At 60.5% G+C, this 26,550-nt stretch carries 29 protein-coding genes and 1 riboswitch; of the genes, 5 read left to right on the top strand and 24 right to left on the bottom strand.

From position 1 onward, the window contains the following. The first annotated feature begins 42 nt into the window (after nt 1–42). Complete coding sequence (gene pth / locus ACOQOQ_RS09270) at nt 43–717, top strand: aminoacyl-tRNA hydrolase (RefSeq protein ID WP_420566712.1); 675 nt, start codon at nt 43–45, stop codon at nt 715–717. Nucleotides 718–787: 70 nt separating this feature from the next. Beyond that, nucleotides 788–1,168, top strand: a complete 381-nt coding sequence (locus tag ACOQOQ_RS09265) for a DUF2237 family protein (RefSeq protein ID WP_420566711.1) — start codon at nt 788–790, stop codon at nt 1,166–1,168. Between the two features lie 138 nt (nt 1,169–1,306). Here ACOQOQ_RS09265 and trpB read toward each other — a convergent pair whose 3' ends face one another. The 19 genes from trpB to miaB form a co-directional block, all read right to left on the bottom strand. Continuing rightward, complete coding sequence (gene trpB / locus ACOQOQ_RS09260; protein WP_420566710.1) at nt 1,307–2,545, bottom strand: tryptophan synthase subunit beta; 1,239 nt, start codon at nt 2,543–2,545, stop codon at nt 1,307–1,309. Between the two features lie 156 nt (nt 2,546–2,701). Then, entirely contained in the window at nt 2,702–3,346 is a 645-nt protein-coding gene (locus tag ACOQOQ_RS09255; RefSeq protein ID WP_420566709.1) for a phosphoribosylanthranilate isomerase, read from the bottom strand. Nucleotides 3,347–3,350: 4 nt separating this feature from the next. Continuing rightward, complete coding sequence (locus tag ACOQOQ_RS09250; RefSeq protein ID WP_420566708.1) at nt 3,351–3,707, bottom strand: lipopolysaccharide assembly protein LapA domain-containing protein; 357 nt, start codon at nt 3,705–3,707, stop codon at nt 3,351–3,353. A 10-nt stretch (nt 3,708–3,717) separates the two neighbouring features. After that, nucleotides 3,718–4,017, bottom strand: coding sequence for an integration host factor subunit beta (ihfB, locus tag ACOQOQ_RS09245; protein ID WP_420566707.1), 300 nt, complete (start codon nt 4,015–4,017; stop codon nt 3,718–3,720). Nucleotides 4,018–4,293: 276 nt separating this feature from the next. Further along, on the bottom strand, nt 4,294–5,973 hold the full coding sequence (gene rpsA / locus ACOQOQ_RS09240; RefSeq protein ID WP_420566706.1) for a 30S ribosomal protein S1: 1,680 nt from the start codon (nt 5,971–5,973) through the stop codon (nt 4,294–4,296). Nucleotides 5,974–6,172: 199 nt separating this feature from the next. Next, entirely contained in the window at nt 6,173–7,171 is a 999-nt protein-coding gene (locus ACOQOQ_RS09235) for an aldo/keto reductase (protein ID WP_420566705.1), read from the bottom strand. Continuing rightward, the gene (cmk, locus tag ACOQOQ_RS09230; protein WP_420566704.1) at nt 7,168–7,782 is read right to left on the bottom strand and encodes a (d)CMP kinase; all 615 of its coding nucleotides are present in this window, start codon (nt 7,780–7,782) and stop codon (nt 7,168–7,170) included. Before cmk ends, ACOQOQ_RS09235 begins: the two co-directional genes overlap by 4 nt. 101 nt (nt 7,783–7,883) lie before the next feature. Further along, a complete protein-coding gene (locus ACOQOQ_RS09225; RefSeq protein ID WP_420566703.1) occupies nt 7,884–8,381 on the bottom strand; it encodes a hypothetical protein in 498 nt (165 codons plus the stop codon). After that, on the bottom strand, nt 8,381–9,727 hold the full coding sequence (aroA, locus tag ACOQOQ_RS09220) for a 3-phosphoshikimate 1-carboxyvinyltransferase (RefSeq protein ID WP_420566702.1): 1,347 nt from the start codon (nt 9,725–9,727) through the stop codon (nt 8,381–8,383). Before aroA ends, ACOQOQ_RS09225 begins: the two co-directional genes overlap by 1 nt. A 73-nt stretch (nt 9,728–9,800) precedes the next feature. Beyond that, the gene (locus ACOQOQ_RS09215; protein ID WP_420566701.1) at nt 9,801–10,880 is read right to left on the bottom strand and encodes an amidohydrolase family protein; all 1,080 of its coding nucleotides are present in this window, start codon (nt 10,878–10,880) and stop codon (nt 9,801–9,803) included. A gap of 45 nt (nt 10,881–10,925) precedes the next feature. Then, nucleotides 10,926–11,639, bottom strand: coding sequence for a tRNA (guanosine(46)-N7)-methyltransferase TrmB (gene trmB / locus ACOQOQ_RS09210; protein WP_420566700.1), 714 nt, complete (start codon nt 11,637–11,639; stop codon nt 10,926–10,928). Nucleotides 11,640–11,701: 62 nt separating this feature from the next. Then, nucleotides 11,702–12,883, bottom strand: coding sequence for a methionine adenosyltransferase (gene metK, locus ACOQOQ_RS09205; RefSeq protein ID WP_420566699.1), 1,182 nt, complete (start codon nt 12,881–12,883; stop codon nt 11,702–11,704). 6 nt (nt 12,884–12,889) lie between these two features. Continuing rightward, a riboswitch (SAM-SAH riboswitch) is annotated at nt 12,890–12,938 on the bottom strand. A gap of 33 nt (nt 12,939–12,971) precedes the next feature. Continuing rightward, on the bottom strand, nt 12,972–14,468 hold the full coding sequence (lnt, locus tag ACOQOQ_RS09200) for an apolipoprotein N-acyltransferase (protein WP_420566698.1): 1,497 nt from the start codon (nt 14,466–14,468) through the stop codon (nt 12,972–12,974). 3 nt (nt 14,469–14,471) lie between these two features. After that, nucleotides 14,472–15,377, bottom strand: coding sequence for a hemolysin family protein (locus ACOQOQ_RS09195; protein WP_420566697.1), 906 nt, complete (start codon nt 15,375–15,377; stop codon nt 14,472–14,474). Between the two features lie 44 nt (nt 15,378–15,421). Continuing rightward, nucleotides 15,422–15,928, bottom strand: coding sequence for an rRNA maturation RNase YbeY (gene ybeY / locus ACOQOQ_RS09190; protein WP_420566696.1), 507 nt, complete (start codon nt 15,926–15,928; stop codon nt 15,422–15,424). Between the two features lie 63 nt (nt 15,929–15,991). Then, nucleotides 15,992–17,002, bottom strand: a complete 1,011-nt coding sequence (locus ACOQOQ_RS09185) for a PhoH family protein (protein ID WP_420566695.1) — start codon at nt 17,000–17,002, stop codon at nt 15,992–15,994. A 152-nt stretch (nt 17,003–17,154) separates the two neighbouring features. Further along, nucleotides 17,155–17,475: a hypothetical protein gene (locus ACOQOQ_RS09180; RefSeq protein ID WP_420569751.1), complete on the bottom strand. Its 321-nt coding sequence runs from the start codon at nt 17,473–17,475 to the stop codon at nt 17,155–17,157. Nucleotides 17,476–17,497: 22 nt separating this feature from the next. After that, a complete protein-coding gene (locus ACOQOQ_RS09175) occupies nt 17,498–18,067 on the bottom strand; it encodes an OmpA family protein (protein ID WP_420566694.1) in 570 nt (189 codons plus the stop codon). A gap of 240 nt (nt 18,068–18,307) precedes the next feature. Beyond that, nucleotides 18,308–19,633, bottom strand: coding sequence for a tRNA (N6-isopentenyl adenosine(37)-C2)-methylthiotransferase MiaB (gene miaB / locus ACOQOQ_RS09170; protein ID WP_420566693.1), 1,326 nt, complete (start codon nt 19,631–19,633; stop codon nt 18,308–18,310). Between the two features lie 115 nt (nt 19,634–19,748). Between miaB and ACOQOQ_RS09165 the strand changes: the two genes are divergently transcribed. Further along, nucleotides 19,749–20,615, top strand: a complete 867-nt coding sequence (locus tag ACOQOQ_RS09165) for a hypothetical protein (protein ID WP_420566692.1) — start codon at nt 19,749–19,751, stop codon at nt 20,613–20,615. 79 nt (nt 20,616–20,694) lie between these two features. Here ACOQOQ_RS09165 and ACOQOQ_RS09160 read toward each other — a convergent pair whose 3' ends face one another. The 4 genes from ACOQOQ_RS09160 to fabA all read right to left on the bottom strand — a co-directional run bounded on the left by ACOQOQ_RS09160 (nt 20,695) and on the right by fabA (nt 24,161). Next, on the bottom strand, nt 20,695–21,483 hold the full coding sequence (locus ACOQOQ_RS09160) for an enoyl-ACP reductase FabI (protein WP_420566691.1): 789 nt from the start codon (nt 21,481–21,483) through the stop codon (nt 20,695–20,697). 139 nt (nt 21,484–21,622) lie between these two features. Continuing rightward, nucleotides 21,623–22,852, bottom strand: coding sequence for a beta-ketoacyl-ACP synthase I (fabB, locus tag ACOQOQ_RS09155; RefSeq protein ID WP_420566690.1), 1,230 nt, complete (start codon nt 22,850–22,852; stop codon nt 21,623–21,625). A gap of 158 nt (nt 22,853–23,010) precedes the next feature. After that, on the bottom strand, nt 23,011–23,487 hold the full coding sequence (locus ACOQOQ_RS09150; protein WP_420566689.1) for a DUF4279 domain-containing protein: 477 nt from the start codon (nt 23,485–23,487) through the stop codon (nt 23,011–23,013). A 164-nt stretch (nt 23,488–23,651) separates the two neighbouring features. Continuing rightward, complete coding sequence (fabA, locus tag ACOQOQ_RS09145) at nt 23,652–24,161, bottom strand: bifunctional 3-hydroxydecanoyl-ACP dehydratase/trans-2-decenoyl-ACP isomerase (RefSeq protein WP_420566688.1); 510 nt, start codon at nt 24,159–24,161, stop codon at nt 23,652–23,654. Nucleotides 24,162–24,342: 181 nt separating this feature from the next. Between fabA and irrA the strand changes: the two genes are divergently transcribed. After that, nucleotides 24,343–24,765 carry an iron response transcriptional regulator IrrA gene (gene irrA / locus ACOQOQ_RS09140; protein ID WP_420566687.1) on the top strand — a complete coding sequence of 141 codons (423 nt, stop codon included), beginning with the start codon at nt 24,343–24,345 and terminating at the stop codon, nt 24,763–24,765. Nucleotides 24,766–24,870: 105 nt separating this feature from the next. Beyond that, nucleotides 24,871–25,872 (top strand): GlxA family transcriptional regulator, encoded by a 1,002-nt coding sequence (locus tag ACOQOQ_RS09135; RefSeq protein WP_420566686.1) that lies wholly within the window; start codon nt 24,871–24,873, stop codon nt 25,870–25,872. Here ACOQOQ_RS09135 and ACOQOQ_RS09130 read toward each other — a convergent pair. Next, nucleotides 25,869–26,459, bottom strand: coding sequence for a hypothetical protein (locus ACOQOQ_RS09130; RefSeq protein WP_420566685.1), 591 nt, complete (start codon nt 26,457–26,459; stop codon nt 25,869–25,871). The two genes, ACOQOQ_RS09135 and ACOQOQ_RS09130, sit on opposite strands and share 4 nt — an antisense overlap. Between the last annotated feature and the right edge of the window lie 91 nt (nt 26,460–26,550).

The following is a 26,550-nucleotide window of genomic DNA, read 5'->3' as shown; positions in this document are numbered from 1 at the left end:
GCGCGCCAATAATCTGCGCGCAACCGCAACAGGGGAACGGACATGCAGCTTTGGGTCGGCCTGGGCAATCCTGGCTCGAAATACGCAGGCAACCGCCATAACATCGGGTTTATGGTGCTGGACCGCATCGCCGAGGATCACGGCTTTGCGCCCTGGCGCTCGAAGTTTCAGGGCCAGTTGACCGAGGGCAAGCTGGATGGCGAAAAGGTGCTGCTGCTGAAGCCAGAGACCTTCATGAACCTGTCCGGACAATCCGTCGGCGAGGCGATGCGTTTCTTTAAGCTGACCCCTGCTGACGTCACCGTCTTTCATGACGAGCTGGACCTTGCCCCTGGCAAATGCCGCGTCAAGCAGGGTGGCGGCCATGCAGGCCACAACGGGCTGCGTTCGATCCACCAGCATATCGGTGCCGACTATGCCCGTGTGCGGCTGGGCATTGGCCATCCTGGCCACAAGGACCGCGTCTCGGGATATGTTCTGGCGGATTTCGCTAAGGCCGATCAGGATTGGCTGGATGACCTGCAGCGCGGTATCAGCGACGGGGCCGGCAAACTGGCCCAAGGCGACAGCTCGCGTTTCCTGAATGCCGTGGCGCAGCGCACCGCCCCACCGCGGTCCTCCAAGCCCAAACCCAAGGCACAGCCCAAGCCCGCCGCTGAAACACCGCCCGAGGACACTCGCAGCCCCATGCAGAAGCTGATGGACAAATTCAGCTAGGACTTGCGAGACAGGCCCTGCCTATGCTCCACTACTCGTGCAGACCCTCTGCAGCGGATCGGAGCGAGACATGGAAAAATACCCCTCAATCAATGTCTTGGGGCGCCCTCTTAAGGCATGCTCGGCGGACCCTGTGACAGGTTTCTTCCGCGACGGTCACTGCAACAGCTGCGCGCAGGACACCGGCAGCCACACGGTTTGCGCGGTAATGACGGACGAGTTTCTGGCCTATTCCAAGTACGTCGGCAACGATCTAAGCACCCCGCGACCAGAATTCGGCTTTGAAGGCCTCAAAGCGGGAGATCAGTGGTGCCTGTGCGCGGCGCGTTTCCTGCAAGCCCATGACGAAGGCTGCGCGCCGCAGGTCAACCTGGCCGCCACCCATGTGGCGGCGCTGGACATCGTGCGCCTGGAAATCTTGCAGGAACACGCGCTGGACCCAAGCGGCTAAGTTATCCACAAAAAATCACATATGGAACAGTCATCCGTGGTCCTTTGTGGATAAAACACCCGTTCATATCGCATATGTGAAAGCCCAAAACAGAAAAACCCCTGCCAGTGGCAGGGGTTTCATTCTATTCAGCGGGAATTAATCGCCAGTATTGATGTCCACGCCCAGATGTTTGGCGACGGTAAAGATGTCCTTGTCGCCGCGTCCACACATGTTCATGACGATGATGTGGTCCTTGGGCAGTTCAGGCGCGATCTTCATCACGTGGGCCAGTGCATGGCAGGGCTCCAGCGCGGGGATAATCCCCTCGGTGGTACAAGAGAACTGGAACGCCTCCAGCGCTTCTTTGTCGGTGATATAGACATACTCGGCACGGCCGATATCATGCAGCCAGCTGTGCTCGGGGCCGATACCGGGATAGTCCAGACCGGCCGAAATCGAGTGGCCTTCAAGGATCTGCCCGTCATCGTCCTGCAGCAGGTAGGTGCGGTTGCCGTGCAGCACACCGGGACGACCACCGGTCAGCGAGGCACAATGCTCCATCTCGTCGTTCACGCCCTTGCCGCCAGCCTCGACGCCGATGATCTTGACCTGATCGTCGTTCAGGAAGTCATAAAACAGCCCGATCGCATTCGAGCCACCGCCAATGGCCGCGATGACGGTATCGGGCAGACGCCCCTCGCCTTCTTGTTCGGCCAGTTGCCAGCGGACCTCTTTGCCGATGATCGACTGGAAATCGCGCACCATCGCCGGATAGGGCGCAGGGCCCGCAGCGGTGCCGATACAATAGAAAGTGTCGCGCACGTTGGTCACCCAGTCGCGCAGCGCGTCGTTCATCGCGTCTTTCAGCGTGCCCCGACCCGAGGTCACAGGCACCACCTCGGCACCCAGCAGGCGCATGCGGAACACGTTGGGGGCCTGACGTTCAACATCATGCGCACCCATGTAGACAACGCATTTCAGGCCGAACTTGGCGCAGACGGTTGCCGTGGCGACCCCGTGCTGACCCGCGCCGGTTTCGGCGATGATCCGGTTCTTGCCCATGCGTTTGGCCAGCAGAATCTGCCCCAGCACATTGTTGATCTTGTGGGCGCCGGTGTGGTTCAGCTCGTCCCGCTTGAGATAGATTTTCGCCCCGCCCAACCGTTCGGTCATGCCCTTGGCGAAATACAGCGGCGAGGGACGACCCACATAGTGTTTCCACAGATCATCCATTTCGGCCCAGAACGTCTCGTCGGTTTTGGCCCTCTCGTATTCCTCTTCCAATGACAGGATCAGAGGCATCAAGGTTTCCGAAACAAAACGCCCGCCGAACTGGCCGAAGCGGCCCTTTTCGTCAGGGGCATTCATGAAGCTGTTGAATAGATCGTCGGCCATGCGGCTCCCTCTCGATCGGGTGGAAATTGACATGTCGTGCATAAGGGGCAGTGCGGGGCAATTCAATGCAATATGCCCTTTTTGCCGATGCAAACCGGCAAAACCCATCCTTTGTGCACCTATGTTATTACGGCGCCGCGGCCCGAATGGATCAGATCACGCCAGCGCGGCCTGCACAAAGGCGCGGATCAGTGCGGTATCCTTGACCCCCGGCGCGCTTTCCACGCCCGAGGACACATCAACCTGGCGCGCGCCCGTCATCTGTACAGCAAGAGCCACGTTATCGGGCGTCAGCCCTCCGGCCAACATCCACGGACGCGGCCAATACTTGCGGTTCACCAGACGCCAGTCGAACGAAAGCCCGTTTCCCCCTGGCAGATCGGCCCCCTTGGGCGCCTTGGCGTCCACCAGCAGCTGGTCGGCCACTCCACCGTACAGGCTGATCTGCTCCAGGTCCGCCTCTTCCGAGATGCCAATGGCCTTCATAACCGGCAGACCATAGCGCGCACGAATTTCCGCCACGCGCTCGGGGGTTTCCTTGCCATGAAGCTGCAACATATCCAGCGGCACCGCGTCCATGATCGCATCCAGCGCGGCGTCATCGGCATTCACGGTCAAAGCGACCTTGGCCAAGCCCAGCGGCGCCTCGACGGCCAGATCTCGGGCCAGTTCGATCGATACATTGCGCGGCGACTTCGGGAAAAACACAAAGCCCACATAAGCCGCACCCGCATCAGCGGCCGCGTGCACATGTTCGGGCTGACTTAGCCCGCAAATCTTAACCTTGATATCCTGTGGCATGGGCTCAGGATTTGCTGTCCAGCAGGGCCAGAACCTCGTCCTGCTGTCCGGTTTCCACCGCCTTGCGCTGCTCTCGCTTCAGCTTGCGCTGCAGGTCGTGCACTTCGCGCTCTTTGCGGACGGCGGTGGCCCGGTGTTTATGCTCGCGCAGCCATTCCCAAACGAACCCGATCAGCAGGCCGGCCACGATGCCGCCAAAGATCACCGCGAACAGCGGTAACTGGATCGAGAAGTTCACGTTCAGAACCTCGGCCAGCGGTTCGGGCAGCACGGTCAGTGTCACCATCCCGCGGTTGGCCACGGCAACAGTGATCAGGACCACGCCCAAAGCAGCGAGGAAAGCATAGCGAAAATAGCGCATGAGCACCCTATTATTTCGAGTTCAGACGATCGCGCAGCAATTTACCGGTTTTGAAGAAAGGCACATGCTTTTCTTCGACTTCCACCGACTCGCCGGTGCGCGGGTTACGCCCAACCCTAGCATCCCGTTTCTTGACCGAAAACGCGCCGAAGCCGCGCAGTTCCACGCGATCACCCTTAGCCATCGCTCCGGTGATCTCGTCGAAAATAGTATTAACGATTTTCTCAGCGTCGCGCATGGTCAGCTGGTTCTCGGAACTCCGGTCCTGGTTTTCCTCGAAAATCTTTTGAATGAGCTCCGATCGGATCATCGGCGACCTCCCCCAGGTAAATTGGCTAATGCCCCCATCAATACCCGTGACTATAGAAAGAAAGTCGCATCAGGTGAACAAGAAGCTTTCGCAAATAGCCAGAAATGGCCGCCTAACCATCTAAATTCTCAACATAAATTGGCCCAGAAGCGCGATCAGAGGGCAGATGGCGCCGGTTTTGGCCCGCCGCGGCGCTGTTGCACCGGTTGATTCGGCATGAAAAAACCCCGCAACCAGGCGGCTGCGGGGTTCGATATTTCGGTCAGACCGAAAGGCTTACTCGTCGTCGCCTTTCAGCGCGGCGCCCAGAATGTCGCCCAGCGAGGCACCCGAGTCCGAGGAACCGTACTGTGCAACGGCCTCTTTCTCTTCGGCGATCTCGCGTGCTTTGATCGACAGACCCAGACGGCGCGACTTCATGTCGACGTTGGTGACGCGAACGTCGACCTTGTCGCCAACCGAGAAACGCTCGGGGCGCTGTTCGGCACGATCACGCGACAGGTCGGAACGACGGATGAACGATTTCATGCCTTCGTATTCGACCTCAATGCCGCCGTCTTCGATGGCGGTGACGTTGACGGTCACGATCGAGCCGCGCTTAACGCCGCCGGTTGCTTCGGCGAACTTGTCGCCACCCAGGGCTTTGATCGACAGCGAGATACGCTCTTTGTCGACATCAACCTCGGAGACAACCGCCTGAACCACGTCGCCTTTGCGGTAGTTCTGGATGGCTTCCTCGCCGCGCTCGTCCCAGGACAGGTCGGACAGGTGAACCATACCGTCGATTTCGCCGGGCAGGCCGATGAACAGACCGAATTCGGTGATGTTCTTGACTTCGCCTTCGACTTCGGTGCCCTCGGGGTGGGTTTCTGCAAACACTTCCCAGGGGTTGCGCATGGTCTGTTTCAGGCCCAGCGAAACGCGACGCTTGGCGGCGTCGATTTCCAGAACCATGACGTCGACTTCCTGGCTGGTCGAAACGATCTTGCCGGGGTGGACGTTTTTCTTGGTCCAGGACATTTCCGAAACGTGGACCAGACCTTCGACACCGGGCTCCAGCTCGACGAATGCACCATAGTCGGTGATGTTGGTCACGCGGCCTTTGTGCACCGATTCCAGCGGGAACTTGGCGGCAACCAGATCCCACGGATCTTCTTGCAGCTGTTTCATGCCCAGGCTGATGCGGTGGGTATCCTTGTTGATCTTGATGACCTGTACTTTGACAGTTTCACCGATCGACAGGATTTCGCTGGGGTGGTTCACACGGCGCCATGCCATGTCGGTGACGTGCAGCAGGCCGTCAACACCGCCCAGGTCAACGAATGCACCGTATTCGGTGATGTTCTTGACCACACCGTCAACTGCCTGACCTTCGGACAGGTTGCCGATGACTTCGGCGCGCTGTTCGGCACGCGATTCTTCCAGGATGGCGCGGCGCGACACAACGATGTTGCCACGACGACGGTCCATTTTCAGGATCTGGAAGGGCTGCTTCAGACCCATCAGCGGGCCAGCGTCGCGCACGGGGCGGACGTCAACTTGCGAACCGGGCAGGAACGCAACTGCGCCACCCAGATCCACGGTGAAGCCGCCTTTGACGCGGTTGAAGATGGCGCCGTCGACGCGTTCTTCGTTGGCGTAGGCTTTTTCCAGGCGGTCCCATGCTTCTTCGCGGCGGGCCATCTCACGCGAGATAACTGCTTCGCCACGGGCGTTTTCTGCGGCGCGCAGGAAGACTTCGACTTCGTCGCCAACAGCAATTTCAGGGGCTTCGCCGGGGTTTGCGAATTCTTTCAGATCAACGCGGCCTTCCATTTTGTAGCCGACGTCGATGATGGCTTGGCCCGCTTCGATTGCGATGACCTTACCTTTGACAACCGAACCCTCGTCCGGGGTGTCCATTTCGAAGCTTTCATTCAGGAGGGCTTCGAATTCCTCCATGGTTGCGTTAGCCATGTGGCTTTCATTCCTTTTCAAAACGTTTTTGCGGGCCGAGCGGTTGTCTCCGCCGGTCTTGGTTTGGTCAGGGCGAGGCGCAAAACAAAGAGGGCCGGTTGGTTCCGACCCTGCTCGATCTCTTTACTTTGCGGCGATTATCGCCTTGTCGACGGGGCGCATATAAACGCTGCGCCCCTTGTTGGCAAGGGGATTCGGCTTAGCAATACCGCTCGGGTCCGACGTTCTGACCCACACTATAGCGGTCGCCATAAGCCCAGCCGACCGGCAGGATCTTTTCGATCTTGGCCAGCTGCTCGGCGGTCAGGTCCAGATTGGCGCCGGTGACCAACTCGTTAAAGTGGCCGGTCGAGCGCGTGCCGGGGATGGCGATGATGTGTTCGCCCTGCGCCAGCACCCACGCGATGGCCAGCGCGGCGGTGGGCACGCCCAGTTCAGCCGCATAGGCGCGCAGCGGGTCGGTGGCGGCCAGGTTCAGGCTGTAGTTCGGCTCGATAAAGCGCGGGTTCACCTTCAAAAAGGCCAGTTCGGGGATGCGTTCCAGTGGAATCGGATCGTCAGTCAGCAGCGCGCGCCCCACGGGCGAGAAAGCAACAAGGCTGGCCCCAACCTCGGCGCAGGCCTGGATCAAGCCCATTTCGGGCAGGCGCGTGGCCAGCGAATATTCGTTCTGCACAGCGTCGATCTGAGCCTCGGTGGCCGCGCGGCGCAGGGTATAGGGGGCGATCTCGGACAGGCCGATTGCCTTGATCTTGCCCTTCTGTTTCAGAACATTCATGTGTCCGGCGACCTCTTCGATCGGCATGTCGGCCTGACGACGGTGCACATAAAACAGGTCAACGCAGTCAACACCCAGCTTCTCCAGGCTCTTGTCCAGCTCGCTTTCCAGATGCTCAAGCGAGTTCTTGAAGCAGCGATCGCCGTTTTCGTCCTTGGTGATCGCGGCCTTGGTGGCAATGTGGAACTGCTCGCGCGTGCCGGGGTTGTCCTTCAGGAACTGACCGATGGCGCGCTCAGACCGGCCCATGCCATAAACATTCGCCGTGTCGATGTGGGTCACGCCAGCGTCCAGCGCGGCCGAAAGGATGGCAAAAGAGTTCTCTTCGGTGGTCGGGCCATAGAATTCCGAAAAGGACATCGCCCCAATCCCCAAAGCCGAGATTTCGGGGCCGTTCTTACCAAGTGTGCGAAGTTTCATGCGTCTTTCCGTTTTTGATCAATAACGTCGATGGCCGCGGCGACGGCCTTTTCAATGGTCAGCGTGGATGTGTCGATGGTGACGGCATCCTGGGCGGGTTTCAAGGGCGCCTCGGCACGGTTCATGTCCCTTTCGTCGCGGGCAATGACATCGGCCAAAACATCAGCAAACGAGGTCTGGTGACCTTTGCCCTCAAGCTCGCGAAACCGGCGTTCGGCGCGCACCTCGGCGCTGGCGGTGACGAACAGCTTGGCCGGGGCATCAGGACAGATCACGGTACCGATATCGCGCCCGTCCAGAACCGCCCCGCCCGAGCGTTGCGCAAAGGCACGCTGGAAATCCACCAGAGCGGCGCGCACCTCGGCGATGACGGCAACCTTGCTGGCGGCCTGAGCCACCTCGGGCGTGCGCAGGCTGTCATCCTCAAGGTCCTTGGGCGTCAACGCGCGGGCGGCCTGGATCGCGTCGACCCCTTTCAGGGTCTTGGCCCCAACCGCCCGGTACAAAAGTCCCGTGTCCAGATGCGCAAAGCCGAAATGCGCTGCGACCGCCTTGGAGATCGTGCCCTTGCCTGCCGCTGCAGGTCCGTCGATGGCTATGGTAAAGGGCATGCAAATCTCCTGGTTCGGGGGGCCATCCGGCCTTGGGGCGGTTATATTGCCTCGGTCTTTTACGCGTGAACCTGCCCGGTTTCCAGCGCCGTTCCCACCCCCTAGGCGCCTTTCCAGCGCTTCAGCCCGGCGCGGCCCAGCAGGATCAAAGTCACGGCCAGCAGGACAAACTTGGCCTGTGTCGCCGCACTGGCCCAAACAACCAGATCCGCGGGCACCTGAGCCTCGTGCCATTTCAATATCTGCGCGATCAAAGCGTTTTCGGTCAAATCTGCCAAGGCGTAGGCGGGCCCCAGCCAAATCAGAACATGTGGGCGCACGTCCAAAGCGCGGGCCGACAGGAAAAGCCACAGCCCGAAAAGCATCGGAAAGGCGGTGTCCAGCAGCCGCAAAATTCCGCCGTAGAACGTGACTTGCACGGGATGAAGCGCATCCAGATAGGCCTGCGCCTCGGCAGCAGAATAGCCCAGTACCCGCAGATCAAAGGGTTGTTGACCATCGCCCGTGTCCAGATGCATCTGCCCCACGGACACCAGCACCACATAGACCGCGACCGTCACCAAGGTCAGCGCCCACCAAGCCTTGCGGGCGCCAGTCATCACGAACGCTCGATCTTTGCGCCCAAATCGGCCATCAGCCCCTCGAAGATGGGGAAGGACGTGGCGATCGGGCCGCCGTCATCGACGCTGACGGGGTTCTGGCTGGCCATGCCCATCACCAGAAAGGACATGGCGATGCGGTGATCCAAATGGCTGGCGCAGGTGGCGCCGCCGGGCACGTTACCGTGGCCGCGGCCCTTGACGATCCACCAATCGGGGCCGTCCTCGACCTCGACCCCGTTCAGGCGCAAACCGCTGGCCATCGCCTCGATCCGGTCGGATTCCTTCACGCGAAGCTCTTTGACGCCGCGCATCACCGTATCGCCATGGGCATAGGCGGCGACCACGGACAGAATCGGGTATTCGTCGATCATGCTGGCGGCGCGTTCGGGCGGCACCTCAATCCCCTTCAGGTCGGGCGAGAATTTCGCGCGCAGATCGGCGACGGGCTCCCCGCCCTCTTCGCGCATGTTTTCAAAGGTCAGGTCCGCGCCCATGTCCTGTAGGGTATAGAACAGGCCCGCGCGGGTGGGGTTCAGGCCAATGTTGGGTACCAGCACGTCCGAGCCGGGCGTGATGATCGCCGCACACACCGGGAAAGCCGCGCTGGAGGGATCGCGAGGTACGATGATGGTTTGGGGCTTCAGCTCGGGGCGGCCGGTCAGGGTGATAACGCGGCCCTCGTCCGTGACCTCGGTGGTGATCTGGGCACCGAAACCGGCCAGCATCCGTTCGGTGTGATCGCGGGTGGCCTCTTTTTCGATCACCACGGTTTCGCCGGGTGCGTTCAGCCCCGCCAGCAGCACCGCTGATTTCACCTGAGCCGAGGGCACGGGCACCACATAGCGCACGGGCACTGGATTTTCCGCGCCGACAATGGTCATCGGCAAGCGCCCGCCCGAACGGCCCACGGACTGCGCGCCAAACAGGGCGATCGGATCGGTAACACGCGCCATTGGGCGCTTGTTCAGGCTGGCATCGCCGGTGAATGTTGCGGTGATGGGCGAGGTCGCCATGCAGCCCATAATCAGTCGCACTCCGGTGCCCGAGTTGCCGCAATCAATCACGTTTTCGGGCTCGGCAAAGCCGCCCACACCGACGCCGTGGATATGCCAGGTGCCGTCCTCGTCCCGGGTTACCTCGGCGCCAAAGGCGCGCATGGCCTTGGCGGTGTCCAGCACGTCCTCGCCCTCCAGCAGGCCGGTGACCTTGGTTTCCCCGATGGCCATGGCGCCCAGAATGATCGAGCGGTGCGAGATGGACTTGTCACCCGGAACATCCGCCTGACCGGTCAGGGGACCGCAGGCGCTGGAGCTCATGGGAATAGGGGTGCCGTGGCCGGACATGTGCATCTCCTTGATCTGTTAGGGCCTCTTACCCCACCCTGCCCTGCCGGTCCATGGGCTTTGGGCCACGCGCTCAGCTGCGGGTGGGTTCTGTAATTTCACCCAGCCAGATGCGGGGGTTTTCCTCGGCGATCTGGCGGAAAATCTCCTCGCCCAAAGCATTGCGCAAGCGAAAGCACACGGCCTTTTCAGACAGCGCCTCTTGCCGGGTCATATAGAAATCGGATCCGAACAGGGTGCGGGCGCGCAGGCGTTCCCCAGCCTCGGTGTCTGCGGTCAGGAACAGGCGCAGGAAGGGGATGTAATCCTCGAAATGAAACAGCGTGTAGGAAATATCCGTCCAAAGCCCCGGATAATCACCCGATCCGATCATTTTGCGGATCTGCACCTGCCAGTTTTCGGCGCGGTCATAGTCCGGCCCCGCCTTAACGTAGGATTTCCAGTCATACTGCCCCCCGAAATGTGCCAGACAGATTCGCAAGTCAGGGAATTTCTGCATCACCGGCAGATAGGCGCGCGGGTCGGTAAAGCGGTTGGCCATATAATCCGTAGTGTCGCGCCCCTGCACGCCCCCTCGCGAACAATGGGTCATCAGCGGCAGGTTTTCGGCCTGCATCTTGGGGTAGACGCGTTCCATCAACACCGGATCATCGGGGGCAAATCCAAGACGAGGATAGATTTTCACGCCCTTGAAATGCAGATCGTCCAGGGCGCGGGCCAGCTCTGTGGCTTGGGGATCGGCGCGCGGGTCGATGGTGGCAAAGGGAATGACCGAGGCGCCGACTTCGGGGTCATGGGACAGGCGCGACAGCTCGTCATGCTGGTCCGGCAACGACACGGGCGGCGCCCCATGGCCGATAGCGCTTAGGTCCATGGGCAATACCACATAGCGCGTGTTCGACGGGTAATGCCGCTGCAGGTTCCGCAAAACGGCTTTCTGGTCAGGAGCCGCGGCTTCTTTCTGGAAATCATACAGCCGCCGGACTTTCTCGGCCAAGGGATGCTGCCCCAACATCGCCAGAACCCATGCGATAAACCGCACCAGTTGCGGGACCTTCTTCAAGGGGCGCAGAAAGGCAAAGGGATAGCTAACCGGCACGTGCCGGGTGGTAAATGTGTGCACATGGCAATTGGTGATACGAATATCTGGCACGAGAATCCCTCCGGTATGAATACCCGGAGAGATAGCACAATTCGCTTAGCGACGCACGAAGGTCAGGTAATGCGGCGTGCGCCCCTCGCGCAGGGCTTTTTGCTCATAGCGGGTCGAGATCCAGTCACCCCAGGGCTCGCGCCAATCAGCGGGGCGTTCGGCCAGCCATTCGAAGCCCGCCTTTGGCACCTCTTCCAGGGTTTGGCGCACATAATCGGGTATGTCGGTGGCCACGCGGAAAATCGCACCGGGCTTTAGGACACGGTGCAACGGCTGCAGATGCTCGGGTGTGACAAAGCGGCGTCGATGATGCCGTTTCTTGGGCCACGGGTCGGGATACAGCAGAAAAGCGCGGCTGATCGACTGTTCAGGCAGCACGTCAAACATATCGCGCGCATCACCGGGGTGAATGCGGATGTTATCACAGCCCGCATCACGGATTTTGCCCAGCAGCATGGCGACGCCGTTGATATAGGGCTCGCAGCCGATGAAGCCGACACCGGGGTTCTGCTCGGCCTGATGCACCATATGTTCACCGCCGCCAAAACCGATCTCAAGCCAGACATCGCGGTCGCCGAAAATCTGGTTCAGGTCCAGTTTTGTTCGCTCGGGGTTGTCTTCCCAGCTGACTGGACCGGGCGAAAGCTTGGCCAGGTCCTCGTCCAGATAGCGCTGTTGGCTGTCGCGCAGGCCTTTGCCCTTGAAACGGCCATAGAAGTTGCGCCACGGGGCGCCAGAGGGGTGTTTATCCTGTGTCATCGCCGCGCCGTGTAACGTGGCTGGCGCGGCGGATCAATAGGCGGCGTCATCAAACCGACAGGTTACAGCGCGGCCTTCAGCGCTGCGCCCAGATCGGTGTTTTCCCAGGAAAACCCACCATCCGCATCCGGTTTACGGCCGAAATGACCATAGGCCGCGGTGCGCTGATAGATGGGCTTGTTCAGGCTCAGATGCGTGCGGATCCCACGCGGGGTCAGGTCCATGACCTTGGGGATCGCAGTCTCAATCAGGGCCTCGGGGACGATTCCGGTGCCGTGCAGATCGGCATAAATCGACAGCGGGTGCGACACGCCGATGGCATAGCTCAGCTGAATGGTGCAGCGATCGGCAAGGCCTGCGGCAACCACGTTCTTGGCCAGATAACGCGCCGCATAGGCGGCCGAGCGGTCCACCTTGGTCGGATCCTTGCCCGAGAACGCACCACCGCCATGCGGGGCCGCGCCGCCATAGGTATCCACGATGATCTTGCGCCCGGTCAGACCCGCGTCACCATCGGGGCCGCCGATCACGAATTTGCCGGTCGGGTTCACGTGCCAAACGGTTTCGGCGTCGATCCAGCCCTCGGGCAGAACCTCGCGAATGTAGGGTTCGACAATTGCGCGGATGTCATCGCTGCTTTGGCTTTCATCCGCATGTTGCGTGGACAACACGATCGAGCTGACGCCAACGGGTTTGCCATTCTCGTACCGCACCGAAAGCTGAGATTTCGCGTCCGGGCGCAGGGTCGGTTCAGCGCCGGATTTCCGCGCCTCGGCCAAACGGCGCAGGATCGCGTGGGAATACTGGATGGGGGCTGGCATCAGATCAGGCGTTTCCGTCGTCGCATAGCCGAACATGATGCCCTGATCGCCCGCGCCTTCGTCCTTGTTTTCGGCGGCATCGACGCCCTGGGCAATATGCGCAGATTGTTCGTGCAGCAGGTTGGTGATCTCAACCGTTTTCCAGTGGAACTTGTCCTGTTCATACCCGATGTCGCGGATGCAATCGCGGGCGATCTGGTCGATCTTGCCCATGGATTCGGTCAGCTTGGACTGGTCCGACAGGCCGACCTCGCCACCGATCACCACGCGATTGGTGGTGGCGAATGTCTCGCAGGCGACACGCGCCTCGGGTTCCTGAGCCAGAAAGGCATCCAGCACGGCGTCGGAAATCCGGTCGCAAACCTTATCAGGGTGTCCTTCCGAAACGGATTCGGAAGTAAAGATGTAGTTCTGTCGGGACATGAAAAGTGCTCCATTGGTGTCTGCCCGCCACGTCAGGAAGCCGTTGTGACAGGGAATACCTCTTCGTTACGCGTAGCCGAGTCCGGGGTCAACGGGGTTTTGCTCGCATTGGTCCAAACCGAGCTAGCGCCGCGCCAACAAGAAGCAACCAGCACACAGCCAAAACGCCCCAGTCCCCGGTTTGGCGATACAGCGTGTCAAGGCCCGGTGCGGGCAGTACCGCGTCCACGTATCCAGCCTGCCCCAACCCGATCTGAGCGGTAATACGCCCCAACGGATCAATCATCGCTGACACGCCGGTGTTGGCCGCGCGGGCCAGCGGAAGGCCCTGTTCAATGGCGCGCAGACGGGCTTGGGCCAGGTGCTGATAGGGCCCGGAAAACGTCCCGAACCACGCATCATTGGTGATCTGCAGCAGCAGCGCCGGCCGGTCCGTGGCGGCGTTTATGTCGTTGGGAAAGACAGCCTCATAGCAGATCAGCGGCAACGCCTGGCCAATCTGTTCGCCCAAGTTCATCAGACGTGGACCCGGCCCCGCGGCAAAGCCATTTCCATCCCGCGCCGCCAACCCCCGCAGCCCAAAGTCAGACAACGCATCGCCAAGGGGGATGTATTCTCCGAACGGGACAAGGTGGTGTTTGTCATAGATCTGACCGGGCACCCCGTCGGCCCCCAGCAGAACGGCCGAGTTGAACATCCGCGCGCCCTCGAACCGCTGAATGCCCAACAGAACCGGCGCATGCGCGGCCTGAGCGATATGTTCGAAAACCAGGCCTGCGTCTTCCAATGCAAGCGGCACAGCGGTTTCGGGCCAGACGATCAGATCGGGCCGCCCTTTGCCGGAATCCTCGGCGGTGAAGCTGATCTGGCGCTGGAAAAAAACAGGTGTAAATGCAGGATCCCACTTCTGATGCTGTGGCGCATTGGGTTGGATCAGCCGAAGCACCGGGCCGTTGTCGGCCACCGCGTGCATCTGCAGCCGCGCAGCCCCCCAGACCCACGCCCCCGTCAACGCAGCCACTGCCAAGGTCGCGCTGAACCATTGCCGGTGCCAAAGACCTGCCAGCACAGCAGCGCCCAACATCACGAACAGGCCCAGCCCATGCGCGCCGCCCCACACAGCCATCTGGGCCAAAGGGGTATCGGTCAGTACATGCCCCGAAAGAGCCCAAGGGAAACCTGTGAAAATATACGCGCGCAGAATCTCGGCCAAACCCAAAGCCCCGGCCAGCGCCAGCACGCCCCGCCCCGCAGCATGGGCAACAGCGAAACCCAGCGCCCAGAGCAGCGCCAATCCACCCGCCATCAGCACCAGCGCAAAGGGCGCCATCCAGCCATGACGCAGCGGATCCACAAGAAAGGGCTGCACGATCCACACCAGCGACAGCGCGAAATAGCCCGTGCCCATGGCCCAACCCAGCCACGCGGCCCGCTTCCACGAAACTGCGCGCCTTAGCAAGATCGCGGCCACGCCAAATCCCGCCATGGTCAATAGCCACAACCCGAACGGAGCCTGCCCCAGACCTGCGACCGCGCCCAAAGCCATCAGCGCCAGCAAGCGCAAAATTGGCAGCAGGCGACGCACAGATCAGCCTTTGGACGCGCCGGGCACCCGCACCCGCAAACGCTTGATACGGCGGGGGTCGGCGTCGATCACTGTGATCTCGGGGCCAGCGGGGTGCTTTACGATCTCGCCGCGCACAGGAACCCGGCCCGATAGCATGAAAACAAGCCCGCCCAAGGTGTCGATTTCTTCTTCGTCGACCTCGTCCACATCCGTTAGGGACAGGCCAATTTCCTGCTCGAACTCATTCAAGGGGCACTTGGCCTGAGCCAGGTATTGCCCCTCTTCCTCGCGGGTCCACAGTTCGGCTTCTTCGGTGTCGTGCTCGTCCTCGATCTCGCCGATGATCTGTTCGATCAGATCCTCGATGGTCACCAATCCGTCCACGCCGCCGTATTCGTCGATCACCAGTGCCATGTGGCGACGTTCAGTCTGCATCTTCTGCAGCAACACCCCGATCGGCATCGAGGGCGGAACGTACAGAAGCGGGCGCAACATCTCGCGGATCTCAACCCCGCCGCCGCCCGTGCCATTGAACCCGTGCCGCAGCGCGAAATCCTTGAGGTGCAGCATCCCGATCGGCGTATCCAGCGTGCCGGTGAAGACCGGCAAGCGGCTGAACCCGGTCTCGCGAAAGCGCGTGACCAGATCGTCCTTGGTAATCGTGTCGGGAACCGAGACGATATCAGCCTTGGGAATGGCCACATCCTCGACCCGCATGCGCCGCAGCGAGGAGATATCCAAGGGAACCTGGCCATGTTCAGATGGGGCCGCGCTGGGGGTGTCGCCCGGCAGGGGCTCTCCCATATCCGAGGGGCTTAGCGCCCCGATCACGCGGCGAAAAAAGCCCGATTTGGGCCGGGTGGAATGTCGGTCATCCGATTGCGCGCTGTGCGCTGCCATAGAAGACCCGTCGGTGCTGTCGCCCATTTTACCTTTCCAATGATGCGGCGCAGTGAAACTGCAATGGCCGCCTAATGTTCTGAATATGGGTCAGGTATACCCATTTTGCCAAGTATTTCAGTCTCGATCCCTTCCATCAACGTGGCATCCTTGTCACGGATGTGGTCATAGCCCAGCAAATGCAGGGTCGCGTGGATGACCAGATGGGTCAGGTGATGGTCCAGTGGTTTGCCCGCCTCGGTCGCCTCGCGCGCGCAGGTTTCAAAAGCAATTGCAATGTCCCCCAGTTCCTCCGGCATGCCCGGCATGGCAGGGGCTGGAAGGTCCGGCGTGCCGCCATCCAGTTCGGCCCCGCGTTCCTCGGACGGCCAGGACAGCACGTTCGTGGCCGAGGGTTTGTCCCGAAAATCAGCGTTCAGCGTGGCAATATGCGCGTCATCACAAGCCAGAATCGCGATCTCGAAGTCATCAGCGTTCAGCGACAGATGCGCCAGGGCAGCCCGCGCTGCCGTTTCGGCAAGCTGGGGCAAGTTGGCCGCGGTCCAGCGGTCGTCCTCGATGATCGTATCGGTCAGCATGTTTCACCACAGCGTGGGGGCCAGCCCCCACACCCCCGGAGTATTGTCCGAGCAAAGAAAGGATCAGGCTTCGTCGGCCTCATACGCTTCGATGATCGCGGCGACAAGGGGGTGACGGACCACGTCTTTTGCAGTGAAGTAGTTGAAGCTGATGTTCGGGATGTGTTTCAGCAGCCGCTCGGCATCATGCAGCCCTGAGGACACGCCGCGCGGCAGGTCCACCTGGCTGCGGTCGCCAGTGATCACCATGCGCGAGCCTTCGCCCAGACGGGTCAGGAACATTTTCATCTGCATCGAGGTGGCGTTCTGCGCTTCGTCCAGCACCACGAAAGCGTTGGCGAGGGTCCGGCCGCGCATGAAGGCCAAGGGGGCGATTTCGATGCGTTTTTCCTCGATCAGTTTGGCGGTTTGCTTGCCGGGCAGGAAATCGTTCAGCGCGTCATAGAGCGGCTGCATGTAGGGATCGACCTTGTCCTTCATGTCTCCGGGCAGATAGCCGAGTTTTTCACCCGCCTCGACCGCGGGACGCGACAGGATGATGCGATCCACGTCGCCATTCAGGAACATCGACACGCCCACGGCCACGGCCAGATAGGTTTTTCCGGTACCCGCCGGACCGATACCGAAGGCCAGCTCGTGCGCGAACAGGCTTTGGACATAGGCCTTTTGCGCGTCGGTGCGCGGTTCGACCAGTTTCTTGCGGGTCTTGATTTCAACCTTGCCGCCCTTGAACATTTCAAGCTGGTCGCCATCACGGGCGCCGGTGTCCGCTTCAGAGCCGCCCATGCGAATCTCGCGATCAATGTCGCCATGTTCCACTTCGCGCCCGGCCTCGAGGCGTTCGTACAGCGCCTGCAGCACCTCGGCCGCTTCGGCGACTGCGGTCTCTTCGCCGTGAATGATTAACTGGTTACCGCGCCGGATGATCTGCACAGAAAGCTTCTGCTCAACCTGTGCCAGGTTACGATCGTATTCTCCGCACAAGTCAATCAGCAGCCGATTGTCAGGAAATTCCAGCTGCGTCTCGATCAGGGCGGCAGGATCAGTGGGCGGGGTCAATACGCTGGTAGCCAATCAGGTCTCCTTGGGCAGGTTTGTACAGATATGGTGGCAACTTGCGAACCATTCCGCAAGCGGTAGTAAGCGATTGTCACGAAATCGCGACAAAAAAGGCCGCCGGAAGTTCCCGGCGGCCCTTTCGTTAGGCATATGATGCGCAGCGCAAATCAAAGCGGATCCGCGATGAATGTGCCCTTCTTGAACGGGCCGGTGGCCACACCCGGAGGCGCCGCACCCGAACAGACGGGCTTGCCATATTTATCAAGGCGGGCAGACAGATAGCCCTCGACGCCATCGTCGATGATCCAGTGGTCACAGCCGTTGGGATCCACCCAGATGCCGGCCTTCAGCTGGCTGAGATGCTTTTTGTCGGTGCCCCGGTCCCGGGTCTTGTCGGTGCCCACAGGCGCATGTCCGCCGTAGGTGGTGCCACAGGCAGCCACCGAGGCGACCAGCAACAGTGCAGTGGCGATCTTGATCGGTTTCATCATTGGATACTCCCTCACTCGCTCACTTCACGCAGATGATTTCAACGCGGCGATTCTTCTGCATGTTCGCGGCCGAGGTGTTGGGCACCTTGGGCATCCGCTCGCCATAGCCGCGCACGTCGATGATATTAGCACCTGCGCTGGACGCCACTTTGGCGACTGCGTTGGCACGGTTATAGCTGAGCCGCATGTTATATGCATCCGACGCCCGGCTGTCCGTATGGCCGGCGATGATATACGCGCGGGCCGAGGACTTGTTGAAGAAGTCCTTCAGCGCGTTGCGCCCGCTGGCGCTGATGCGGTAGCTGTCAGTTGCGAACAGCTGATCCGAGTTCATCACACCGCAGACGTTAACCGGGTGGCAGACCGGAATGCCCTGACGGTTGGTGTGCGGGGTCATATACCCCTCGGCACCGTCATCCATGACCCAGTGTTCGCAGCCATCGGGATCAATCCAGATGGTGGGAACGTAACGCTCGCCGGTCACTGTACGCTGTTGTGCCTGAGCGGCGCTCGTGCTGGCGACAGCCAGCCCCGCTGCAAGCGCGCCTGCGACAGCAGCACGAAGCGTGTTTGAAAGAATTTTCGACACAGCCCCTGTCCTTTACCTAATTTCCCCCAGAGAGGCGCGATACTTGTTAACCCAAAACATAGGGAAATACCGGCCCCGACATAAACTTGTGCGCTTACTGTAGCAGAGACGCCGAAGTTGTGAAGCGATTTCAACTCCATATCGGGGTCAATATCGGAAACAATACTAGATATGCTGCGCCTGTGTTCATGATACGGAAATCAAGCGCCGCCGTTTGCGCGGCCCAGGGCCGCGCGGCGATTACCCCTGAACGATCTCGCCAGCCAGCGAATTGGGGCCGCTTTCTACGATCCGTACCTTGGCAATATCGCCGCGTTGGGTCTGCGCACCCGCCACATGGACCGCGTGCAGGTATTCGGATTTGCCGACCATCTGCCCCTCGAGCCGTCCCGGTTTTTCGAACAGAACCTGCACCTCGCGGCCGACCATGCTGTCCTGCACGGCGCGTTGCTGATCGGTGATCAGGGCCTGCAGGCGCTTCAGGCGATCGCTGGCCTCGGCATCATCCACCTGCACGCGCTCGGCCGCAGGGGTTCCCGGACGGGTCGAGTATTTAAAGCTGAACGCCTGCCCGTAATTCACCTGCCGGATCAGCTCCATCGTGTCCTGGAAATCCTGCTCGGTTTCTTCCGGGAATCCAACGATGAAATCGCCCGACATCAGGATATCGGGGCGGGCCTCGCGGATGCGCTCGATTAGTTTCAGATAGCTTTCGGCGGTATGGCTGCGGTTCATCCGTTTCAGGATCTTGTTGCTGCCCGATTGCACCGGCAAGTGCAGATAGGGCATCAGTTTTTCACATTCTCCATGTGCCGCGATCAGGTCATCGGTCATGTCATTGGGGTGGCTGGTTGTGAAGCGGATACGCTCCAGCCCGTCGATGTCATTCAGCGCCCAGATCAGCTTGGCCAGGGACCAGTCGCCATCCGGCCCGGTGCCATGATAGGCGTTCACGTTCTGGCCCAGCATGGTGATCTCGCGCACGCCGCGTTCGACCAGATCACGCGCCTCGGTCAGGATGCGGTCCACCGGGCGGCTGACCTCGGCCCCGCGGGTATAGGGCACCACGCAAAAGGCGCAGAACTTGTCGCAGCCCTCCTGAACGGTCAAAAACGCGGTCGGGCCGCGCTGCGCCTTGGGGCGGTTTTTCAACTTCTCGAACTTGTCTTCTTCGGGGAAATCCGTGTCCAGGGCCTTTTCGCCGGCATCAACTTTCGCCTCCATCGCGGGCAGACGGTGATAGGATTGCGGCCCCACCACCAAGTCGACCATCGGCTGGCGCAACATGATCTCTTCGCCCTCGGCCTGAGCAACACAGCCCGCCACACCGATTTTCAGATCAGGCTTTGCTGCTTTCAGCGGCTTGAAACGGCCCAGTTCCGAATACACCTTTTCAGCCGCCTTTTCACGGATGTGACAGGTGTTCAGCAGGATCATGTCCGCGTCTTCGGGCGTTTTGGTCTCGACATAGCCCTGCCCGCCCATGACCTCGGCCATGCGCTCGCTGTCATAGACGTTCATCTGACAGCCATAGGTCTTGATATAGAGTTTCTTGACGTCGCTCATTGGCCGGGTCCCTGTGCACGCTTTTTCAAGGGCTGGGCTATACCACACTCAGCACGCCTTGCAATGCACAGGGAATTCAGAGAGTTTCAGGATCAAAGCAAAAGAACGGAAAAACATGCAGTATTCGGGGCTCGAGGATTTCCTGCAGAACGGGCGCAGCGCGCTGGCCAAGGGGCCGATCGCGCTGATTTTCTGCGAGGACGAGGTCGAAATCGCAACGACCCTGCGCCATCATCTGGATTGCGGCTTTGCCACGGTCGTCGCACTGATGCCCGCCGCCTTCGATCTGGCCGAGGATGTGGCCGCCAAGGTCCAGCGCGTGGATCACGAAGCCCTGGGCGCTGCGGCCACCACGGCAGCAATCAACGCCATCATCCCAGCAGCCGCTGGCCAATGGCTGTTCTACTGCTACAACACCGAATACCTGTTCTTCCCGTTCTGCGAACACCGCACCATCGGCGAAATGCTGACCTTCCATTCGGAAGAACGTCGCGACGCCATGCTGACCTATGTGGTCGACCTATACGCTGGCGATCTGGGCCAGGCGCCGAACGCGGTGAACCTGGACCAGGCTTTTATGGACAAGTCCGGCTATTACGCCCTGGCCCGCAAGGACCCCGAAACCGGCCACCCCAGGGAACGCCAACTGGATTTCTTCGGTGGGTTGCGCTGGCGCTTCGAGGAACACATCCCCCAGGCCCGTCGCAACATAGACCGCATTTCGCTGTTCCGCGCGCGGGCCGGGCTGCAACTAAACGACGACCACCGTTTCAATGATCAGGAATACAACACCTATTCCTGCCCCTGGCACCACAATCTGACGACTGCACTGTGCTCGTTCCGAACCGCCAAAGCGCTGAAACGCAACCCCGGTTCCACCTACGATATCGAGACATTCCGCTGGCACAATTCGGTACCGTTCGAATGGCACTCGCGCCAGTTGCTGGACCTCGGGCTCATGGAGCCCGGTCAGTGGTTCTAAAGGAAAAGAGGGGGCACAGCCCCCTCACCCCGAGGCCGCAAGGCCGAGATATCCTGTGCGCGCGTCAGCGCGCCCCGCTTTACAGGTGTTCGGGCTGGGGCATCCCCAGCACGTGGAACCCACCATCAACATGGATAATCTCGCCCGTGGTGCAGGCGCCTGCATCCGACGCCAGATAAACTGCGGTGCCACCCACGGCCTCCAGCGTCGCATTGGCGCGCATCGGCGCGTTCTGGTCGGTGTGCTTATAGGTCTTGCGCGCTCCGCCGATCGCCGCACCGGCCAGGGTTTTCATCGGGCCGGGGCTGATCGCGTTCACGCGGATCCCGTCGGGACCCAGATCATTCGCCAGATAGCGCGTCGCCGATTCCAGCGCCGCCTTGGCCACACCCATCACGTTGTAGTTCGGCGTCACCCGGTTCGAGCCGCCATAGGTCAGCGTCAGGATCGTACCGCCCCCGGCTTTCATCATCGGATAGGCCCGGCGGGACACCTCGATCAGCGAATAGCACGAAATATCCAACGAGTTCTTGAAGTTCTCGCGCGAAGTATTGATGAAACGCCCCGTCAGCTCGTTCTTGTCGGAATAAGCAACAGCATGGACCAGAAAATCCAGGCTGTCCCAACGCGATTGCAGCCCTTCGAATGCTGCATCCAACGAGGCGTCGTCGGTCACATCCACATCCACCATGAAATCCGATCCGACCGAAGCCGCCAGCGGTTCAAGCCGCTTGCCAAAAGCCTCGCCCTGATAGGTGAACGCCAGCTCGGCGCCAGCTTCGGCCATGGCTTTGGCGATGCCCCAGGCGATCGAGCGTTCGTTGGCCACTCCCATGACCAGTCCACGTTTTCCGGTAAGTGCTGACATGTCTAATCCTCTTGCCCTTTTCGGTGACTAGGCCGTTTTGTGCTTTAGCGTCAAGGCCGCAATCAGGCTGGCGGGCCCAATCCCCAAATGAAAACAGGCCGCCCTTGCGGACGGCCTGCGCTTTGATCTGTCTTGGCGATCAACCGGTATACTTAGACATCAACATCGAGCCGTTGGTGCCGCCAAAGCCGAAGCTGTTGGTCATCACCGTGTCCAGCCCGGCGTTTTCCACCAGCTTGGTCGCGACCTCGCTCTCGTTGATGCCCGGATCCAGGTTTTCAACGTTGATCGACGGGATGATGAAGTCGTTATGCAGCGCCAACAGGCAATAGATCGCCTCTTGTGCGCCGGTCGCGCCCTGACTGTGGCCGGTCATCGACTTGGTCGAGGAAATCGGCGGCACGTTGCCTTCGCCAAAGATACGGCGGACGGCTTCAACCTCGCCGACATCGCCCACGGGGGTCGAGGTGCCATGCGCGTTGATATAGCCGATCTTGCGGCCTTCGCCCAGCGTGGACATGGCCAGACGCATCGCGCGCTCGCCGCCTTCACCGCTGGGGGCCACCATGTCGTGACCATCCGAGGTGGCCGCATAGCCGGTGACCTCGCCATAGATCTTGGCACCGCGGGCCAGAGCGTGTTCCAGCTCTTCCAGAACAACGATCCCGCCACCGCCGCTGATCACGAACCCGTCGCGATCCGCATCAAACGCGCGCGAGGCCCGCTCCGGCGTATCGTTATATTTCGAGGACATCGCGCCCATCGCGTCGAACAGGCACGACAAGGTCCAGTCAAGCTCTTCACCGCCGCCTGCGAACATCACGTCCTGTTTGCCCATCATGATCTGCTCGGCCGCGTTGCCGATGCAATGCAGCGACGTCGAACATGCCGAAGTGATCGAATAGTTGATGCCCTTGATCTTGAACGCAGTCGACAGGTTCGCCGACACGGTCGAGCACATGGTTTTCGGAACCGCGAACGGGCCAATCCGTTTGGTCGCGCCGGTTTTCAGAACGGTCTGATGCGCGGCCAGCATGGCGCTGGTCGACGGACCGCCCGAGCCAGCCACCAGACCCGTGCGCGGGTTCACAACGTCGGATTCTTCAAGACCCGAATCCGCAATGGCCTGCTGCATCGCGATATGGGCGTAAGCCGCACCCGGCCCCATGAAGCGCAGCGTGCGCTTTTCGACGTGATCTGCCACATTCAGCTTGATGTCGCCCGCGATCTGGCTGCGGAACCCATGTTCCTTCATCTGTTCGTTGGCGGTGATGCCGGACTTGCCAGCTTTCAACGAGGCCAGAACCTCTTCGGCATTGTTCCCGATGGACGACACGACGCCCAGACCGGTGACCACTACTCGGCGCATACGAGCACTCCCTTATTAGCTATTGCCTTAGTAGGGGTTGGCGCGAAGAGGTGCAAGATGGGTTGGGTCTACGTCGCTGAAACGGCGGGTGAAACGTGCGCTGATGGCCGGATTGCGGACAAAGTGAGCTTTCGCTGCGGTTGCGCCAAGGGCTGCAGTCAGCTTTCCTCATTGTCAAAGGCATCACGACCATACTGCGCGCGCAAATCAAACATCAGTTTGTGGACATCTTCGTCTATGTAGGCGTCGAACCACGTGCGGATGCCGAGTTGGGTGAGGCGTCGTTGATGCTGAAAATCCAGCTCAAAACTAAAACACTGGAGGCTGTAGCTCACCATAACGACGCGAACATCGTAGTCACCAGTCAGGCTTTGGAGCGCCAGCTCACGGGTGCGAAGGCGTCCCAAAATGGCATCAACATGGGTGTTCAGGTCGTCGGTTTCCAAAACGCCACTGTTAAGCTTCCAGTTTGTGAACGACCTTTTCTTATGCGGCCCTTTCGTCTGCCAATCATCGCCCTCAGACCATTCCTCATCAGGGTCAATGCCAAGAGCATTTGTGATCTGGCTGGATGGGCCTTTTCCCCGAATTCCAAGGTAAGCGTATTGGCGATAGGTTTGTGGTTTCAATGGCATGAGCGTCAGATACTTCTAAATTTGTGAGTTGATTATTCTTTCTACTGCTTAGCAGACATTCGAACGGAGCGCAGCATCCGTCGTTCTGGGCTCAATCCGGACATACCTCCCACAAAAAGGGCCCCTCGCAGGGCCCCTTTCCTATCCTAACACTCACGCAGCACTCAACTCTCGCTCAGCGCGACCTTCATGTCTTTGACTTCATAGATGACCTCGCCATCCGCTTCGACGATGCCGTCGGCGACGCCCATGGTCAGGCGGCGGGTTTGCACGGCTTTGGTGAAGTCGATCTTGTAGGTCAGCATCTTGCGGTCTGGGCGGACCATGCCTTTCAGTTTGACCTCGCCCACGCCCAGCGCATAGCCGCGACCCTGCCAGCCACGCCAGCCCAGGTTAAAGCCGGTCAACTGCCACAGGCCGTCCAGACCCAGGCAGCCGGGCATGATCGGGTTGCCGGGGAAGTGACAGTCAAAGAACCACAGGTCGGGGGTGATGTCGAACTCGGCCAGGATGTGACCTTTGCCATGGGCGCCTCCATCGGCCGACACTTCAGTGATCCGATCCATCATCAGCATCGGCGGAGCGGGCAGCTGGGCATTGCCCTCGCCAAACAGTTCGCCACGGGCGCATTTCAGAAGGTCTTCGCGGTCAAAACTGCTGGGGTATTGCGACATGCCGGTGGATTTCCTTTATACATAGGCCTTTGTTAGCTCCTCCTCTAGCACCCGGGGGAACCCTCCTGCAAGTCGGCACAGATGCCGCAGCTGGTACGCAGATGCCAGTTGCGACCGATTTTCATTTGAAATTCCCTGCCCGGCCCCCTTATATTAGCATGTGAAGCATGGGAACCGTGACATGAACGTGACTGAACAGGCAAAAACCCGAGGTGCCGCATGGCTGGCCGAGGCCGGATTGCGCCCCACCCGCCAACGTACCACCCTGGCCGCTTTGCTGGTGGGCGACGGGCAGCATCGCCATGTCACCGCCGAAAGCCTTTATGGCGCGGTGTGCGATCAAGGAGAGAGCGTTTCGCTTGCGACGGTCTACAATACACTGCGCGCGTTCTGCCATGCGGGCCTGATGCAAGAGGTGACGGTCGATGGCTCGCGCAGCTATTTTGACACCAACACCCACGAGCATCCCCATTTCTTCTGGGAAGACGAAGGCACGCTGACCGATGCCCCCAGCGAAGAGCTGGTCATCTCAAACTTGCCCAGCGCCCCCGAGGGCGCCGAGATCGCCAGCGTCGACGTGGTGATCCGTCTGCGGCGCAAGTAATCCTCGGCTGACTGACAGTTTCCGGGAAATCCGGCCCTTCGGATTTCTCCTTTGCGCGGCTTGTGCTACACAGGTGCGAAACCAACGAATAGCACCAGCACCACCATGAATACCGAAGGCCCAATCATACCGCGCGGCGCTGCGTTTTTCGACGTAGGCGCGTCCAGCACGGCGCGCGAGTTTGCCTTTCTGCTGTTACCGCAGTTCACGTTGCTGGCCTTCAGCGCGGCGCTGGACCCGTTGCGGATCGCCAACCAGCTTGCGCAACGCCCGCTGTACCGTTGGGCCGCCTATTCCGAGGACGGCGCGGCCGTGACCAGCTCGTGTGGGATGACGGTCAGCGTGGACAAGACGCTGGAAAGCTTTGCGCCAGGGGCCCATGCCTTTGTCTGCGCGGGCACGGTGCACGAGTTCGATACCTCGTCCAGGACCAAATCGGCGCTGCGACGCCATGCCAAGCACGGCGGGGTAGTCGGCGGCATCTGCACCGGGGCGATCACCCTGGCGCGGGCGGGCCTGTTGCAGGGCAAGCGCGCAACGCTGCACTGGGAAAACCAGCCCGCCTTCCGCGAGGAATTCCCCGAACAGGAAATTTCTACCGCGATTTACGAGATCGACGGAAAGGTTCTGACCTGCGGTGGGGGCGTGGCCTCTGCCGACCTGATGCTGACGCTGGTCGAAGAAGACTTCGGTCCTCAATTCGCCTTGGCCGTCGCGGACATGTGCGTCTATGGCGGCCGCCGCACCCAAAGCTCGCATCAACGCTCGTCGCTCAGTGTGCTGCTTGGCTCGCGCAATGCAAAGCTGGTGGAAATCGGGCGGCTGATGCATGACAACATCGAAGACCCCCTGCCCCTGGCCGAGCTGTGCCGCGAAGTCGGTGTCTCGCGCCGCCAGGTAGAGCGCCTGTTCGTCAAATACCTCGGCACCAGCCCGCTTAAATATTACCGGGGGCTGCGCCTGGACCATGCCCGCGCCCTGCTGCGCGAGACCGACATGAGCATTACCGAGGTCGGACTGGCCAGCGGGTTCGCTTCGGATTCAGCGTTCCTGAAAGGGTTCCGCGCGCGCTTTGGCATCTCGCCCAGCAAATTCCGCGGCACTTAATTTTTCAGCTTCTTCAGATCATCGCGCGAGCGGGCCAAACCACTCTCGAACCCGTCAGCGTCCCCGTATTCAAGGAAGCTGCCATAATGCGCATGGGTGCCATCCACGCGAGCTGCGTGTTTGATCGGGCACCAATGGGCCTCGGTCCGGCCGGCGATTTCGCGAACATAGGACAACAGCCCGTTACAGTAGCCGCAGTAAACACAGTTCAGCTTTTGCAGACCGTTCAGATAGGCCAGATGGTGCCGGTCGACGCGGATATGGTCGGCGCGCCGCACCTTTGGAATGCCATACACCGGAAAACAGATCGCGTGATAGATGGTGACAAAGATGTCCAGCAGCACAAAAGGAATGATCAGTGAATAGATCACCGGCGTGGTGATCACTGTCAGAGGCCGCGTGCGCCGCAAAAAGGCCAGCCAGCGGACCCGCAGGGCGCGGTGCTGGCGGCGGGCCTCTTCTTCCCAGACGACACGGCCGTTTTCCAGACGATACCGGAACGCCTCGCGGCGCCTGGCCAGCTCCAGTTCGAATTCGTCCTGAAGCAGTCGGATCTTTTCCAGCAGGGTTTCGGCAGTGTTGGGCATGACATCCTCCGGGATCTGCGCCACAGAAGGATAGCAAGGGAAGCAAAATGCGCAAAGCCCCACCGAAAAAGACGGGGCTTTGGCACAAATA

This window comes from Thalassovita sp. (assembly GCF_965218685.1).
GTDB lineage: Bacteria > Pseudomonadota > Alphaproteobacteria > Rhodobacterales > Rhodobacteraceae > Thalassobius.
Note: the sequence above shows the minus strand (reverse complement) of the source record. Positions and strands in the feature narration are given on the sequence as shown.

What these genes read in the sequence shown, in the direction of transcription:
- pth (WP_420566712.1), top strand. Translation starts at nt 43, where the DNA reads ATGCAGCTTTGGGTCGGCCTGGGCAATCCTGGCTCGAAATACGCAGGC.
- ACOQOQ_RS09265 (WP_420566711.1), top strand. Translation starts at nt 788, where the DNA reads ATGGAAAAATACCCCTCAATCAATGTCTTGGGGCGCCCTCTTAAGGCA.
- trpB (WP_420566710.1), bottom strand. Translation starts at nt 2,545, where the DNA reads ATGGCCGACGATCTATTCAACAGCTTCATGAATGCCCCTGACGAAAAG.
- ACOQOQ_RS09255 (WP_420566709.1), bottom strand. Translation starts at nt 3,346, where the DNA reads ATGCCACAGGATATCAAGGTTAAGATTTGCGGGCTAAGTCAGCCCGAA.
- ACOQOQ_RS09250 (WP_420566708.1), bottom strand. Translation starts at nt 3,707, where the DNA reads ATGCGCTATTTTCGCTATGCTTTCCTCGCTGCTTTGGGCGTGGTCCTG.
- ihfB (WP_420566707.1), bottom strand. Translation starts at nt 4,017, where the DNA reads ATGATCCGATCGGAGCTCATTCAAAAGATTTTCGAGGAAAACCAGGAC.
- rpsA (WP_420566706.1), bottom strand. Translation starts at nt 5,973, where the DNA reads ATGGCTAACGCAACCATGGAGGAATTCGAAGCCCTCCTGAATGAAAGC.
- ACOQOQ_RS09235 (WP_420566705.1), bottom strand. Translation starts at nt 7,171, where the DNA reads ATGAAACTTCGCACACTTGGTAAGAACGGCCCCGAAATCTCGGCTTTG.
- cmk (WP_420566704.1), bottom strand. Translation starts at nt 7,782, where the DNA reads ATGCCCTTTACCATAGCCATCGACGGACCTGCAGCGGCAGGCAAGGGC.
- ACOQOQ_RS09225 (WP_420566703.1), bottom strand. Translation starts at nt 8,381, where the DNA reads ATGACTGGCGCCCGCAAGGCTTGGTGGGCGCTGACCTTGGTGACGGTC.
- aroA (WP_420566702.1), bottom strand. Translation starts at nt 9,727, where the DNA reads ATGTCCGGCCACGGCACCCCTATTCCCATGAGCTCCAGCGCCTGCGGT.
- trmB (WP_420566700.1), bottom strand. Translation starts at nt 11,639, where the DNA reads ATGACACAGGATAAACACCCCTCTGGCGCCCCGTGGCGCAACTTCTAT.
- metK (WP_420566699.1), bottom strand. Translation starts at nt 12,883, where the DNA reads ATGTCCCGACAGAACTACATCTTTACTTCCGAATCCGTTTCGGAAGGA.
- ACOQOQ_RS09195 (WP_420566697.1), bottom strand. Translation starts at nt 15,377, where the DNA reads ATGGGCGACAGCACCGACGGGTCTTCTATGGCAGCGCACAGCGCGCAA.
- ybeY (WP_420566696.1), bottom strand. Translation starts at nt 15,928, where the DNA reads ATGCTGACCGATACGATCATCGAGGACGACCGCTGGACCGCGGCCAAC.
- ACOQOQ_RS09180 (WP_420569751.1), bottom strand. Translation starts at nt 17,475, where the DNA reads ATGAAACCGATCAAGATCGCCACTGCACTGTTGCTGGTCGCCTCGGTG.
- miaB (WP_420566693.1), bottom strand. Translation starts at nt 19,633, where the DNA reads ATGAGCGACGTCAAGAAACTCTATATCAAGACCTATGGCTGTCAGATG.
- ACOQOQ_RS09165 (WP_420566692.1), top strand. Translation starts at nt 19,749, where the DNA reads ATGCAGTATTCGGGGCTCGAGGATTTCCTGCAGAACGGGCGCAGCGCG.
- ACOQOQ_RS09160 (WP_420566691.1), bottom strand. Translation starts at nt 21,483, where the DNA reads ATGTCAGCACTTACCGGAAAACGTGGACTGGTCATGGGAGTGGCCAAC.
- fabB (WP_420566690.1), bottom strand. Translation starts at nt 22,852, where the DNA reads ATGCGCCGAGTAGTGGTCACCGGTCTGGGCGTCGTGTCGTCCATCGGG.
- ACOQOQ_RS09150 (WP_420566689.1), bottom strand. Translation starts at nt 23,487, where the DNA reads ATGCCATTGAAACCACAAACCTATCGCCAATACGCTTACCTTGGAATT.
- fabA (WP_420566688.1), bottom strand. Translation starts at nt 24,161, where the DNA reads ATGTCGCAATACCCCAGCAGTTTTGACCGCGAAGACCTTCTGAAATGC.
- irrA (WP_420566687.1), top strand. Translation starts at nt 24,343, where the DNA reads ATGAACGTGACTGAACAGGCAAAAACCCGAGGTGCCGCATGGCTGGCC.
- ACOQOQ_RS09135 (WP_420566686.1), top strand. Translation starts at nt 24,871, where the DNA reads ATGAATACCGAAGGCCCAATCATACCGCGCGGCGCTGCGTTTTTCGAC.
- ACOQOQ_RS09130 (WP_420566685.1), bottom strand. Translation starts at nt 26,459, where the DNA reads ATGCCCAACACTGCCGAAACCCTGCTGGAAAAGATCCGACTGCTTCAG.